We start from the raw sequence: 14,238 nt of genomic DNA, 5'->3' as shown, positions 1-14,238 counted from the left end.
GGAGCGGACCGACACGACCTCGAGTATTGGTTGGCCTTATCCCCCGCCGACCGCCTCCTCCAAGTCTGGCGGCTGAGCGTGGAGCTCTGGCGGTGGCGAGGTGAGTTTCGCGATGAATCAGGATCTTGTCGATCTGTTGCGAGCGTTCGCCGCGCATGACGTCCGCTTCCTGATCGTCGGCGCCTACGCTCTGGCGATTCATGGACGGCCGCGAGCGACCGGCGATCTGGACGTCTGGGTGGACGCCACGCCCAAAAACGCGCCGCGGGTGTGCTCCGGCTACGGCGTGTCCCTGCGCTCGAGCGCTTCGGCCCACTCCTGCGCCCGCTTCTGAGCTTCCTGCACTTGCGGCGGCGTCAGCCGCCTGGCGAGGGCATCACGACGCGGGGCGTAGCGCGTGTGCTCGTCAGCCGCCGCCCGCGACGCAGCGAGACTCATCCACTTGAGCGCCTCGACAAGATCGGTCACGACGCCCCTGCCGTGTGTGTACCGCGCACCAAGGACGCTCTGCGCCCTCACGATTCCCCGCTCGGCAGCCTTGCGATACCACGCCATCGCCTCTTCATCGTCTCGCTCGACGCCGCAGCCCCGGTCGTACGCCAGACCAACGTAGAACTGCGCCTCGGCATGCCCTTGCTCGGCGGCCTTGCGAAACCAGACCGCGGCTTCGGCGTCGTCCTGCGCGACGCCCTGGCCTCGATCACACATCAGACCAAGAGAGAACTGCGCGTCGGCGTGCTCCTGCTCGGCAGCCCGGCGATACCACGCCGCTGCTTCCGCGCTGTGCCGAGCGACTCCCTGGCCGTGCTCGAGCATCACGCCCAGGATGTACTGGGCCGGGGCATCTCCCTGCTCGGCGGCCTTGCGATACCACGCCGCCGCTTCCTCGTCGTCTTGCGCCACGCCCTCGCCCTCGGCGTACGCGAGAGCAAGGCGGAGCTGCGCTTCGAGGTGTCCCTGCTCGGCCGCCCGGCGATACCACGCCGCCGCTTCCCCGTCGTCCTTCGCCACGCCTTGGCCGGAGTCGTACGCGAGGCCCAGCCGGAACTGCGCCTCCGCTTCGCCAAGCTCCGCGGCCTTCCGCGTCCATCTCACGGCCTGAGCGGCGTCACCTGACACTGCTCGACCGTCGAGGTACATGCGCCCAAGACGGTTCTCCGCCTCGGCGTGTCCCTGCTCGGCCGCCTTGCGATACCACGCCGCCGCTTCCCCGTCCTCCTGCGCCACGCCTTGGCCGGAGTCGTACGCGAGGCCCAGCCGGAACTGCGCCTCCGCTTCGCCATCCTCCGCGGCCTTCCGCGTCCATCTCATGGCCTGAGCGGCGTTACTTGATACTGCTCGACCGCCGAGGTACATGCGCCCAAGACGGTTCTCCGCCTCGGCGTGTCCCTGCTCGGCCGCCTTGCGATACCACGCCACCGCCTCCTCGTCGTCTTGCTCCACGCTCTCGCCGCGGTCGTACGCGAGGCCCAGCCGGAACTGCGCCTCGACATGTCCTTGCTCGGCCGCCTTGCGATACCATTCGGCCGCCAGCGCCCCGTCTTCCGGTACCCTATGTCCCTTGTCGTACAGCCCTCCCAGCGTGTACTGGGCTTCGGCGCAGCCCTGCTCGGCGGCTTTCAGGGTCCATGCCACCGCCTGCGTGTCGTCGGCCGGCACGCCACGACCGCTGAAGTACATCTGACCAAGCGCGAACTGTGCCTCGGCATGCCCCTGGTCGGCGGCCTGGCGATACCACTCCGCCGCCGCCGTGTCTTCGTCCGGATCGCCCTCTCGCATGTCGTACATCCGACCAAGGACGTACTGAGCTTCGGCGCAGCCCTGCTCGGCGGCTTTCAGGGTCCATGCCAAGGCCTGGTTGTCGTCGCGTGACACGCCGCGACCGGTGAAGTACATCTGACCGAGGGCGTGCTGAGCCCCGACATGCCCCTGGTCGGCAGCTTGGCGATACCACGCCGCCACCTGGGCGTCTTCTTCGGGAGCCTCGTGTCCTTTGTCGTGCGCCCTGGCGATGACGTACTGCGCTTCGGCGTGCCCCTGGTCAGCGGCGCGTCGGTACCATGCAATCGCTTGTGCAACGTCGTCGGCCACGCCCTGTCCGCGGTCGCGCATCACACCAATGTGAAACTGGGCATCCGCGTCGCCCTGTTCGGCGGCTTTGAGCGTCCAGGCGCCAGCCTGGGCGTCGTCGTGCGTCACTCCACGGCCGTAGAAATACATCCGGCCGAGATCGTTTTGCGCCCCCGCGTGCCCCTGGGTGGCGGCCTTGTGATACCAGACGGCCGCTTCTTCGTCGTCCTGCCGCACTTCGCGGCCACCGGCGTACTGCACGCCAAGGGCGAACTGAGCATTCGCGTCGCCCTGCTCGGCGCGTGTACGCAGGTGCTTCAGTTTGTCGCTGTCGGCGATTTGTTCGGTTGGGTCGGATGGCACGGCTTCTCCGTCTGGCTACCGCCGTCTGCTCAGAGTGTACCCGAAGATGACCTGTCAGAATCTCCGCGACGGTCGATGACCCGGAAACGCGGTAGGGATGGAGACACCGCAGGCGAACCCGATGGCGCCGTATGGCGTGGATCAGGACTTGGGCTTCGGGACGTCCTTGATGATGAACAGGATTTCACCGCGGCGGACCATTCCCAGTTCGCGCCTGGCCACATCCTCGATGGCGGCGGGGTCTTCTCTCAGGCGTCGCACCTGCTCGCGAAGTGCCGCGTTGTCCTGACGGCGCCGGGCGATCTCGATGGCCAGCGTGCGGGCCCGATCACGCGAGTCCACCAGGCTGAAATACTCGGGCACGCCGACCAGCAGGACAAACGCCACGACCGCGATGCTCATCAGTAACAGCAGCCGCTTCGCGGCACCGGTCCTGCCTCGCGCCTGCGCGCTAGCCACGCTGGCCCCCTGACGAGGAAGACACGTGCAGGTAGGCGACAAGGGCCGTGATCACGATGGTCCGCAGGTCTGTGTAGTCCTCGACCGCGCGGATCTTGGCAGCCCGCCACACAGCCTCAGGCAATTCAACGGTGGTCTTGACCCCGCGCCGCTGATTGACGGTCGATTTCTCCCGGCTTCGCCGTGGGCTCATGCGGCGACAGAATAGCGGGTTTGCTTATTGCCGTCAATATGTATATCCGGATATCTGTGATTATGTATTTACGGTTTTACGCTCGTCCGGGAGGAACCACAGTCTTCGGCCTCAGCGTCAGCCTGAGGCCTCACTATCAGCCTGCGGCACCGGGTTGTACAGGTCGGGGTTCCACGGAAACTGCTTGAGCCAACCGGCCCGGACTCGGCGCAGGCGCCACGAAGTTAGGCCACAGTGGCCGCCGTGTGGCATGCTTGATCACACTCGGAGACGGCGGACCGTCGCCTCGATCCGCCGATTGCTGATGCGGACAATCTGCCTCAGGCAAGTGCCCTCCATGTCGTCATTCCGGCGAACGCCGGAATCCAGCCGTGTACCTCTCTGGACCCCGGCTTGCGCCGGGGTGACGAGAACTTGCTTCGTTCGGTGAGATGAATTTCATAGGAGAGGTCTAGGAAGGACCCTGTCGTGCCATTCAGCAGCCTGAAACTGGACCCCACTCTGCTCAAGGCGATCAAGGAACTCGGCTACACGCGCCCGACGCCGGTGCAGGCCGAGGCGATTCCTCCTGCGCTGGCTGGGCAGGACATCCTGGCCTGTGCCATGACCGGCAGCGGGAAGACCGCCGCGTTCCTGCTCCCGGTGATCAGCGGCCTGATCGGCCGGCCGCGCAAGACGACTCGCGCGCTGGTGCTCACGCCGACGCGAGAACTGGCGGTGCAGATTCTCGAGGCGCTCAACGATCTGGCGGTCCATACGCCGGTGACGGGCGCGGCCATCATCGGCGGCCTCGGCATGGGACCGCAGGAACATGCGTTCCGCAGCGGGGTCGACGTGCTCATCGCCACGCCTGGACGGCTGCTCGATCACACGCGGCACCCGTACGCCAAGCTCGCCGGTCTCGAGTACCTCGTGCTCGACGAGGCGGATCGGATGCTCGACATGGGATTTCTGCCCGACATCCGACGCATCCTCCGCCTTCTGCCAACGCGCCGGCAGACGTTGTTCTTCAGCGCCACGATGCCCGCGCCGATTCTCTCGCTCGCGCACGAACTGCTGCGGTCGCCAGCAACCATCCAGCTCGAGCGAAAACAGGCGCCGGCGATCGGCATTACACACGCGGTGTACCCGGTGCAGCAGCACCTGAAGTCGGCGCTCCTGGTCGCGCTGCTCCAGCGCGGTGACATTCAGGACGCGCTGGTCTTCACGCGCACCAAGCACCGGGCCAATCGCCTGGCCGACTATCTCGTCCAGCGCGGCGTCTCGGCGGAACGGATTCACGGGAATCGATCCCAAGGGCAGCGGACTGCGGCGCTGGCCGGGTTCAAGAGCGGCAGGCACCGCGTCCTGGTGGCCACCGACATCGCGGCACGCGGGATTGACGTGCAGGAACTCGGGCACGTGGTGAATTTCGACGTGCCCAAGGTGCCCGACGACTACATCCATCGCGTCGGCCGGACAGGGCGGGCCGATGCGGTCGGCGATGCCTTCACGTTCGTCTCGCGCGAGGATGAACCCGATCTGCGTCGGATCGAGCAGGCGATTGGCAAACGCCTGCCACGCGTCACTGTCCCCGATTTCGACTACAACGCGGTGGCGAAGGAGCGACTCGAGATTCCCCTGGCCGAACGCCTCGCCGCGATGCGCGCCGCCAGGAGGCCCCGCGGCCAATCGGGGCCGCGGACCAACGCCCGTCCGGGCCACGGTGTCAGTTCACACGCGCGGCCTGGATGGCCTGGGCGGGGACCGCTCGCGCCCGGCGGCCCACGACCTGGCCCGTCTGGCTCCGGCGGACCGTCGCGTCATCCCGGAGGACGCGGCCGCCAGCGGTAATCACTCCGGGAGTGATTGATCGGACGCACGCGCGCCGACGTCACACTAGCTCGTCCGCCAGTCGAGCTTCGGCCTCGGGCAGGCCGAGATCGTAGCGCAGGCGCATGGTGGCCACGCCGACCGGCGCCGGGTAGACCTGCCCGGCTCGCCGACGAGGCTCGATGTAGTCGATGACGTCGAAGAGCGCACAGCACGCGTCCTCGTACGAGACACCCGCCAGATCGCGGATGTACCGTGTCGACCGATCGATCAGTTTGAGGTTGCTCGGCACGACCCAGATCATCCGATTCCCGATCACGCGTCCAAGACGCACCATCGTGCAGGTCGACAGCGCGTTGAGCAGCATCTTGGCGCCCACCCGCGTCATCGGGTCGAGGAGAAACGGCGCCTCAGGCACAGCCAGGGTGAACACGACGTCTGCCTGTCGGCAGGCAGCCGATGAAGCCAGACGTTCGATCATCGCCGGACGCCCAACGCCAATCAGCGCAGTCGTCGCTCCGGCAGTTCTGGCGGTGGCGAGCGCCGAGGTGAACGCCCCGTCAGGCTTCTCGATCAGCGGCAGGTCCGGCTCCGACACGACGGCCAGCACGCCGTCGGCACTCCGCGCGGGACGGCAGGCCAGGCCGTCGAGGCCGATGCGGAACCGCATCAGTTCGACACGACTGATCGCGCTCAGCACGTGGCTCTGCCTGGCCGCGGTTTCCTCATCGAGCAGCGCCCGCAGATCCTCGGGCGTCCACTCAATTGTTTGCGTCCCGCGCCGCAGCACCCGGCGCCACGCGGCCTCGGTAGTGGCCTCCGGCACGAACAGGAACGCCCACGACTCGGCCGCCTCGGCGTCATCCCACTTGCGGAATGCCGGCGTGCAGAAGGTCGGGCTCCGCTCGGTCGTATCCGTCAGCACGTCGACCGCAAGCGCGTCGGCGAAGTACGACGTTCGGCGGCCGGTCCGGTAGATGGCTTCTTCCATCTCGACCAGGCGTGCGAGCGAGGTGCACGTCCGCTCGCTCGCCAGTTCCGTGTGCAGCGCGGACAGGGCGCGCCGCATCTGGTCAGGCACTTCTGCCGCCGGACCCAGCCGCGAGTCGAGTGCCCCGGCGTCCGACAACGTGTGCCGGAGCGTCATCTCCAGCACGGTGAGCATGGCCAGCAGCTCAATGCTGGTCGCCTGCATCCGCGTGGATCCGGTGATGGCCATCGGCCCCGTCGTCAGATTGACCTTCTCGATGCGAGGCTCGTCGAGCACTTCCCGGCTGCGCCGCACATGCGCACGCAACACCGCGTCGGGATTGTTGTAGACGAAGAATACTCGTGCGCCGGCGTCGAGTCCCTGCCACGCGGTCCCGATGACGAACGACGTTTCGCCGCCTTCGGTGATAGCGAAGACCACGTCGTCTTTCGCCACGCCAAGATCCGCAATCTGCTTGCGGCCGAAGGGCGCGAAGTCCTCGAAGCCCTCCACCGACTTGATCAGCGCGAAGTCGCCACCGGCCATCACGCTGCGCGTACGATCTTCCCAGATCTCCGGATCGGGCCTGTTCAGGCCTCGCGTGCGGCGATCCTGCCAGAAACACCGCCAGATCGCGTCGAGCTGAATGCTGAGACGCCCGGTCGCGCCGCACCCCGTCAAGAACAGGCGGTGGCCGGCACCGAGCGCGTCGACGGCGGCCGTGGCCATGCGGGCCGGTTGTCCAGACCGCGACCACTCGTCGTAGCGTGAGACGACGTCGCGATCGACGTCAAAGAGCGTCGCGAGGCCGCGGGCTACGCTGGCTCTGGCGATGTCACTCAGGGTGATTGAGCGGGGATGAGCCGACTCGGTCACCAGTTCGCCGAGGCTGAAGTCGCCGGCAACCTTCAGGAAGTCGTCAGCCGCGGCGCGGGCGCGTTGCGAGGGGTGTGGCATGGCCGAACAGGAACTCTGGAGGCACCGTGTCGCGCGTAGCGTATCACGCCCGCCCCCTCGGTCTCTTGTGTCGGCCTACTTTCGATCGCTCAAGCTGACGTTCAGCGATACGGTCTCGCCAGCCTTGACCGCGACCTCCGTGGTGAAGGGCACGAAGCCCGGCTTGCGGACATCAATCCTGTGAGGCCCGACAGGCAGGCTGACGACGAGCCGATCGAGGCCCTGCGCGCGCTGCCAGAGCTCGCCGTCAATGACGACATCGGCATCAAACGGCTGCACGCGGACCGTTACCTGGCCCAGCGACACGTCCTCGGCAGCCGGCCGGCGCGGCATCTGGCCCCGAGCCTGGTCATCGCGCATAGGCGGAGGCGCATAGGCGTCGGCGGGCTCGTCGCCGATGCCTTGCGGCGCGTCGGCCGGAACGGGCCGCGGTTCGAACGGATCGCCCGGGCCCAGCCGTTCGAGGGTCCCGCGGATCCTCAGGCTCGAGCGAGGGGCGAAGTACATTCGGCGGACGAGGCTTCGAAACCCGTCCTCGTACACGACGATCTCGTGTGCGCCAGCCGACAGATACAGGCGATCGAAGAACCCGTCGAAATCGCTCACGTTGCCCGCGAAGTAGCCGTCGACGTACACCTCGGCCGACGAAGGCTTTACGTCAACCCTCACCTCCGCCGACGTGTCCACGAACCGATACCGGTACGGCGGATAGGGTCCACGCGGCTGATAGCCGTACGGCGGGTACCACTGTGCATCCCCCATGGCGTACCGCGAATCGACATACCAACCCAACAGGCCGCCAATGGCCACGCCAGCCGCGACGTGCGCTCCGGCGCGAACGCCGCCATGCCCGCCGCGCGATCGACGCGCCTGGGCCTCGGAGGGCTGGGCCGACACGGCCAGCGCCGCCACGATCAGCAGGACGACCATCAGGGGACTCTTGATTCGCATCGGACACTCCTTACAGTTTCGCTGCTCGGTTCCGTGCAACGAAGATGCCAACCAGACCCGCGGCAGACTGGGCCACTTCTTCCGGGTCTTGATGGCGGTCGCGGAGAGCAACGTCCTCTGCAAGCCACACCAGGCGTCCTCTATCAGGCCGTCTCGATCTTCACCACTGGTTGCTACGCGCCCGCTTTCGCGAAGACTCTGTCGAGCCTGGTCTTGGCCAGCGCCGTCAGCGCGGCCGCGACCAGGCAGAGCCCCGCGACCAGGAGGAAGAAGCGGCTGTGCGCCAACGTCTCCCAATACTGGCCGACGAATCCCGCCAGGTACCCACCCGCCGCGGTCGCCACGAACCATGCGCCCATCATCGTCGCGCGATGCCGGGCCGGAGCAACCTTCGTCACCAGCGACAATCCCATCGGGCTCAGGCAGATCTCGCCCAGCGCGATCACCAGGTACGCCGACACCAGCCAGCTCGGCGAAACGCGGCCGGTGTCGCCGCCGACCAGGCCCGCCACGGCCATGATCCCGAATGTCGCGGCCGTCAGCAACATGCCGAGAATGATCTTGCTGACCGTCGACGGCTCGCTGTTGCGCCGCCGGAGCGCGCTCCACAGCATGACGAGCAGCGGCGAGAAGAGGATGATGCCGAGCGGATTGACGAATTGGAACGTCTCGGGAGGAATCGACGTGGCCGTGTTGTTCTTCGCCCAGAACGTGAGCGTGAGTCCGTTCTGATAGAACGCCACCCAGAAGGCAATCACGATGACGAAAACGACCAGCAGCGCGACGATGCGCAGAAACGCGTCGGAGGAGGGTCCATCGGCGGCGGCGGCCGCCGTGTTCGTCTTCTGTGCGCCGGCCGGCAGGTAGCGCTTGCCGGCCGTGAACACCACCACTGCCAGGATCATCGCCACGGCCGCGGACATGAAGGCCGCGCTCCACCCGTAGTGTTCCCGCAGCCACGCCACCACGAGCGGCGCGATGAACGCGCCGGTGTTGATCCCCATATAGAAGATGTTGAATGCCGCATCCCGCAATTGGGGCCGATCGGTGTACAGGCCGCCGACAATCGTCGAGACGTTCGGCTTGAGCATCCCGGTGCCGCCGGCGATCAAGGCGAGGGCCAGGAAGAATGTCGGGCCGCCGCCGGTCGCCAGGACGAACTGGCCGAGCCCCATCAGCACCGCCCCGATGATGACGGCGCGGTAGAAGCCGATCCAGCGATCCGCCAGGAACCCGCCGACCAGCGGCAGGAAGTACACCGCCCCGAGAAAGGCGCCATAGACCTGGGCGGTCTTGGCCTGCGGAAACCGCAGGTACTCATCCATGTAGAGGGTGAGCAGCGCCATCAGGGCGTAGAAACTGTAGCGCTCCCAAAGTTCGGTAAAGAACAGGACATAGAGACCTGCGGGGTGTCTGGCCGAGTTCGGGGATGCGGTCGGTTCGGTTGTCATAGGGCGCTACCTGGGTCGCCGACGGAGTCGATCACTCAGGACCACGTGCTGAGCGAGCGCTTCTCGGCGGATGACCTCGAGCCAGTACCCAACCGTCATGGCGAGTCGAAGCACAAGGCGAACGGCATTGTCGCACGGTTCCGCCCTGGAATCACTCCTGACGTCTCCAGCTGACGTCTCCAGACCGCCTCCTCGGGCGCCTGTAAACACCTGGTTCAGTGAGTCGTATATCGTAGGTGGTCGGGAGGGGTGTGGTCTGTCCTGTCCTGTCGTGGCAGCGCCCTTCGGCCACCGCGTGAGTCCGGGATGTCCCCGGCAACCAGGGCACTTAACGATCTTCCGCAGTCATTACAACATGGCACGTCTTCCTATCGCCCGATATCCGAAGTCTTTTGCGGCCCTTGGTCTGCTGGTCGTAGTGGGCCTGGTGGTGATCTGGACTCAATACAGGAAACCCGCAACCACGCAAGGCGGGCGCGGGTCGCGCGAGGCAGTGGCGGTCCGGGTCACAAAAGTCCAGCGAATCGCCGTCCAGCGGCAGGTGGAACTCTCTGGCACGCTGCTGGCGATCGACCAGGCGAAGGTCAGCAGCGAGGCCGCCGGCGTGATCCGCGACGTGCCGATTCAGATTGGCTCGATTGTCGCCGCCGGCGGACCGCTTGTCGTCCTGGACAAGCGGGAATACGCGCTCTCGCTCGATCGCGCGGAGAGCGCGCTGCGACAGACCCGGGCGCAGTTGGGCATGACGGGGCCGCTTGGGGAGAGTGATAATCCGCCGCCAGACGACGAAGTCGCGTCCGCGCGCAACGCCTACGCGACCTTCGTGGACGCCAAGGCCAGCGCGGACCGCGCCAAAGTCCTTGCTGGCCGGGGCCTGCTCGCCCCATCGGAGTTGCAGGCGACGGACACGAAGCTCAAGGTGGCGGAGGCGGCCTACCAGTCGGCCAGCGACACGGTTCGCGGCCAGAAGGCTCTGCTGCAGGATCGCCGGGCGTCCTACAACCTGGCGCTCAAGAAGGTCAACGACACGGTGGTGCGCGCCCCCTTCTCGGGCATCGTCGCCGACCGGCCCGTGCAGGCCGGCGAGTTCATCGGCGAGCGGACTATTGTCGCGACGATCGTCCGGGTGAACCCGCTGAAGGTGCGCACGGGCGCGCAGGAGAAGCATGCGGGCACGATCCGACCCGGGCAGGAGGTCCAGTTCCGCGTCGAGTCGTATGGCGACACTGTCTTCGGCGGGAAGGTGGCGTACGTGAGTCCCTCACTGGATCAGACCATGAGGACCTTCACGGTGGAAGCGCTGGTGGACAACGCCGATCAGCGGCTCAAGCCAGGGTTCTTCGCCAAGGGCGTCATCCTGACCAAGAAGGACGAGGGCGTGCTGGCGGTGCCTGAGACGGCGGTGTCCACGCTGGCGGGTGTCTCGTCGGTGTACGTCGTCCAGGACGGCCGAATCACCCAGCAGCAGATTACGCTGGGCGTCCGCCAAGGCAATCTCTGGGAAGTCGTCGACGGGCTTAAGGGTGACGAAACGCTGGCTAACAACCGGCTCAACGAGCTGGCGACCGGCACGAGCGTGCAGATTGGCACGGGCGAAGCGGGCGGCGGACAACGTGGCGGCGGCGGCCGGCGCGGGCAGGGCGGCGGTCGGCGCGGAGGTCAGCGCGGCCAGGGCGGCCAGCCGGGAGGCGAGTCATGAAACTCGCGGATGTCAGCGTCCGGCGTCCCGTCTTTGCGGTGATGATGAGCGCGGCGCTCATCGTGCTGGGGTGGTTCTCGTACCGGCAACTCGGCCTCGACCTGATGCCGAAGACCGACTACCCCACCGTGACGGTGAGCGCGTCGCTGCCGGGGGCGAGCGCCGAGGAGATCGAGACGACGGTCACCAAGCCGATCGAGGCGGCCGTCAACACGATCAACGGCATCGACGAATTGCGGTGCAGCTCGAGTCAGGGAAACGCGCGCTGCTCAATCACGTTCGTGCTGGAACGCGAGATCGAGGCGGCCACGCAGGATGTGCGCGACAAAGTGGCGGGCGTGCATTTTCCGCGTGACACGGATCCGCCCAGCGTCACGAAGATGGATCCCGATTCGGCGCCAGTCATCACGATCGTTGTGTACGCCAAGCGAGCGCCGAAGGAACTGACGCAGATCGCGGACACGCAGATCAAGCAGGTGCTCGAGACGGTGCAGGACGTCGGCGAAGTCAGCCTGATGGGCAACCGCCGGCGGGAGATCCGGGTACTGCTGAACCCCAGCCGGCTCAACGCCTATTCGATCACCACGGCTCAGGTCGCCAGCGCGGTCGGCCGGCAGAACATCGAGACACCAGGCGGCAGCTTCACGGCCGGGCCGGCGGACATCTCGATGCGGACGATGGGGCGGCTGCGCGATGTGCGTGACTTCGAGAGGATTGTGCTCGCGTACAAGGAGGGGTCGGTCGTCACGGTGGGTGACGTGGCGCGGGTGACCGACTCGAACGAGGAGGTCCGCAGCCAGACGCGGTTGTGGGAAGCCTCGATGGGCAAGGACGCCCAGGGCGAGAACGCCATCTCGCTCTCCATCCGCAAGCAGTCCGGCACCAATACGGTCGAGGTGGTGGACCGGGTGCTGGCGCGGCTCGACCGCATCAAGTTGAACCTGCCAGCCGATATCAGCGTCAAGACCACGCGCGACCAGTCCCGCTACATCCGGAAGTCGTTCGAGGAGATTCAGTTCCACCTGGTGCTGGGCGGGTTGTTCGCGGCGCTGGTGGTGTTCTTCTTCATCCGGAACATCCGGGTCACGCTGATCGCGGCCGTGGCAATTCCGACCTCGATCATCGGCACGTTCACGGCCATGAAGGCGCTGGGCTTCACGCTCAACAACATGACGATGCTGTCGCTGTCGCTGGCGACCGGTATCGTCATTGACGACGCCATCGTGGTGCTGGAGAACATCTTCCGGTACATCGAGGAGAAGGGGGTCTCGCCGAAGGAAGCCGCGATGAAGGCGACCGGCGAGATCGGCCTCGCGGTGATGGCGACGACGCTGTCGCTGGTGGTCATCTTTCTGCCCGTCGCCTTCATGACGGGCCAGGTCGGACGCTACTTCTACAGCTTCGGGATCTCGTCGGCCACGGCCATCATGATCTCGATGTTCGTGTCGTTCACGCTCACGCCGGCGCTCTGTGCGCACTTCCTGCGGGCGGCAGACGCCCGGCAGGGGCACCAGACACAGACCAAGCAGCGCGGGTTCTACGCGTGGATGGACAAGAAGTACGGCGTGATGCTCGAGTGGTCGCTGGCGCACCGCAGAACCATGCTGGCCATCGCCGGCGGCGTGGCAGTGTCGGCCGCGTTGCTCTATCCGTACGTCGGCAAGGAGTTGGTGCCCGACGACGACCAGAGCGAGTTCAGCGCGAACCTGCGGCTGCCGAGAGGGACCAGCTTCAATCGGACGCTCCAGTACGTGACGCCGATCGAGGGCGAGTTGCGGCAGGCGCTCGGGGACAACCTCGACGCGATGATGGTGTCGATTCAGAACGGCAGCGCAAACTACTCCGTCCAGCTGACGCCGATCACCGAGCGCACGCAGTCGCAGCAGCAGTTGATGCAGGTCGCGCGGAGAGTCCTTGGCAAGTACCGGAACGCCCGGACCAGCGTCTCCGGCGGCACCGACATATCCGGCGCGTCAAGCGGCGGCGGGCCGCGCGGAGGCGGCGGCAGCACGAACCGCCTGACGTTGATCCTCCAGGGACCAGACGTCGAAGAACTGCAGAAACTCGCCTACGCCGGTGCCGATTTGAAGGGCACGATCCAGATGCCCGGCGCCGCGTCTCTGCTCGCCAAACTCCGCGAAATCAACGGCGTCACCGACTCGGACACCAGCTTCGAGCCCACACAGCCCGAACTGCGCATCACGATCGACCGGCAGCGCGCCGCGGACATGGGCGTGCCGCTGGATACGATCTCATCGACGTTGCGGACCCTGGTCGGCGGCGAAGAAGTGTCCAAGTTCAAGGACGGCGACGAGCAGTACTCCGTGACGCTGCGGCTCGACGACCAGTTCCGGCAGGATCCGCAGGCGATGGGCGACCTGGTCGTGCCTGCCAGCGGTGGACGCATGGTGCGGGTGAATGAGGTGGCTACGCTGGCCCTGGGCAATGCGCCGGCCTCCATCGATCGCTACAACCGGATGCGCCAGATCTCGGTCAACGCGAATCTGGACCCGTTGAAGATCAAGCTCGGCGACGCCATCAGCCAGGCCCGCGTGAAGGTGGGCGAACTGGATCTGAAGGCGGGCTATCAGGTGACCTTCGGCGGCAGCGCGAAGACGCTGAGCGAGGCGGGCAGCGATTTCGTGCTTGTCATCATCCTGTCGATCGTCTTCATCTACATGGTGCTGGCGTCGCAGTTCAACAGCTTCGTCCACCCGCTCACCATCATGACGGCGCTCCCGCTCAGCCTGCCGGCCGGTCTCCTGACCCTGATGCTGTTCGGCATGACGATCAACGTCTACAGCGCCATCGGCCTGATGATGCTGTTTGGCATCGTCAAGAAGAACTCGATCCTCCAGGTGGACTACACCAACACCCTGCGCGCCGAGGGCATGGAACGCCACGCGGCGCTGATGGCGGCCAACCACGTCAGGCTGCGGCCCATCCTGATGACGACGCTGTCAATCGTCGCGGGCATGCTGCCGATCGCGTTCGGCCGGGGCGCCGGATCGGGCTCCCGCGCGTCGATGGCGGTGACGATCATCGGCGGCCAGATTCTCTGCCTGCTGTTGACGTTGCTGATTACGCCGGTGGTCTACTCGTACTTCGACGACCTGCGCGAGGTGAAAGCGACCGACGTGCTCAAGGCGCTGTTCAGTCGCCTGGCTGGCCGCAGGGCCGCCAGGGAGGTTCTGCCTGGCGCCCAGCCGACACCTGAGCCGCAGACCGACTGACGCCAACTAATTACACTCCAATCCGGGCCAAGTCGTTGTAGAATTAGCGAGACTTTTCACACGGCGGCCCGGTCTGGCTC

The 14,238-nt window shown here is 66.3% G+C and carries 10 protein-coding genes; 4 read left to right on the top strand and 6 right to left on the bottom strand.

Features of this window, described 5'->3' with window-relative positions:
• The first annotated feature begins 112 nt into the window (after nt 1-112).
• Entirely contained in the window at nt 113-334 is a 222-nt protein-coding gene (locus NTV05_06880) for a hypothetical protein (protein ID MCX6544126.1), read from the top strand.
• Here the strand turns inward: NTV05_06880 and NTV05_06875 are convergent.
• From NTV05_06875 to NTV05_06865, 3 genes are all read right to left on the bottom strand, one after another.
• Complete coding sequence (locus NTV05_06875; GenBank protein MCX6544125.1) at nt 280-2,433, bottom strand: SEL1-like repeat protein; 2,154 nt, start codon at nt 2,431-2,433, stop codon at nt 280-282. The two genes, NTV05_06880 and NTV05_06875, sit on opposite strands and share 55 nt — an antisense overlap.
• Nucleotides 2,434-2,574: 141 nt before the next feature.
• On the bottom strand, nt 2,575-2,892 hold the full coding sequence (locus NTV05_06870) for a septum formation initiator family protein (GenBank protein ID MCX6544124.1): 318 nt from the start codon (nt 2,890-2,892) through the stop codon (nt 2,575-2,577).
• Nucleotides 2,885-3,085, bottom strand: coding sequence for a hypothetical protein (locus NTV05_06865; GenBank protein MCX6544123.1), 201 nt, complete (start codon nt 3,083-3,085; stop codon nt 2,885-2,887). Before NTV05_06865 ends, NTV05_06870 begins: the two co-directional genes overlap by 8 nt.
• Before the next feature lie 468 nt (nt 3,086-3,553).
• Here NTV05_06865 and NTV05_06860 point away from each other — a divergent pair, with 468 nt between their 5' ends.
• Entirely contained in the window at nt 3,554-4,918 is a 1,365-nt protein-coding gene (locus NTV05_06860) for a DEAD/DEAH box helicase (GenBank protein ID MCX6544122.1), read from the top strand.
• 40 nt (nt 4,919-4,958) lie between these two features.
• Here the strand turns inward: NTV05_06860 and NTV05_06855 are convergent, their stop codons facing one another.
• From NTV05_06855 to NTV05_06845, 3 genes are all read right to left on the bottom strand, one after another.
• Nucleotides 4,959-6,824 (bottom strand): hypothetical protein, encoded by a 1,866-nt coding sequence (locus NTV05_06855; GenBank protein ID MCX6544121.1) that lies wholly within the window; start codon nt 6,822-6,824, stop codon nt 4,959-4,961.
• A 75-nt stretch (nt 6,825-6,899) separates the two neighbouring features.
• Entirely contained in the window at nt 6,900-7,775 is an 876-nt protein-coding gene (locus tag NTV05_06850) for a PEGA domain-containing protein (GenBank protein MCX6544120.1), read from the bottom strand.
• Between the two features lie 173 nt (nt 7,776-7,948).
• The gene (locus NTV05_06845; GenBank protein ID MCX6544119.1) at nt 7,949-9,226 is read right to left on the bottom strand and encodes a peptide MFS transporter; all 1,278 of its coding nucleotides are present in this window, start codon (nt 9,224-9,226) and stop codon (nt 7,949-7,951) included.
• 355 nt (nt 9,227-9,581) lie between these two features.
• On the opposite strand from NTV05_06845, the gene NTV05_06840 reads away from it, so the two are divergent.
• Entirely contained in the window at nt 9,582-10,925 is a 1,344-nt protein-coding gene (locus NTV05_06840; GenBank protein MCX6544118.1) for an efflux RND transporter periplasmic adaptor subunit, read from the top strand.
• On the top strand, nt 10,922-14,158 hold the full coding sequence (locus NTV05_06835) for an efflux RND transporter permease subunit (GenBank protein MCX6544117.1): 3,237 nt from the start codon (nt 10,922-10,924) through the stop codon (nt 14,156-14,158). The genes NTV05_06840 and NTV05_06835 overlap by 4 nt, the downstream gene beginning before the upstream one ends.
• Nucleotides 14,159-14,238: the final 80 nt, after the last annotated feature.

The sequence above is a fragment of the Acidobacteriota bacterium genome, from assembly GCA_026393755.1.
In the GTDB taxonomy this organism is placed as follows: Bacteria; Acidobacteriota; Vicinamibacteria; order Vicinamibacterales; family JAKQTR01; genus JBAXOX01.
Note: the sequence above shows the minus strand (reverse complement) of the source record. Positions and strands in the feature narration are given on the sequence as shown.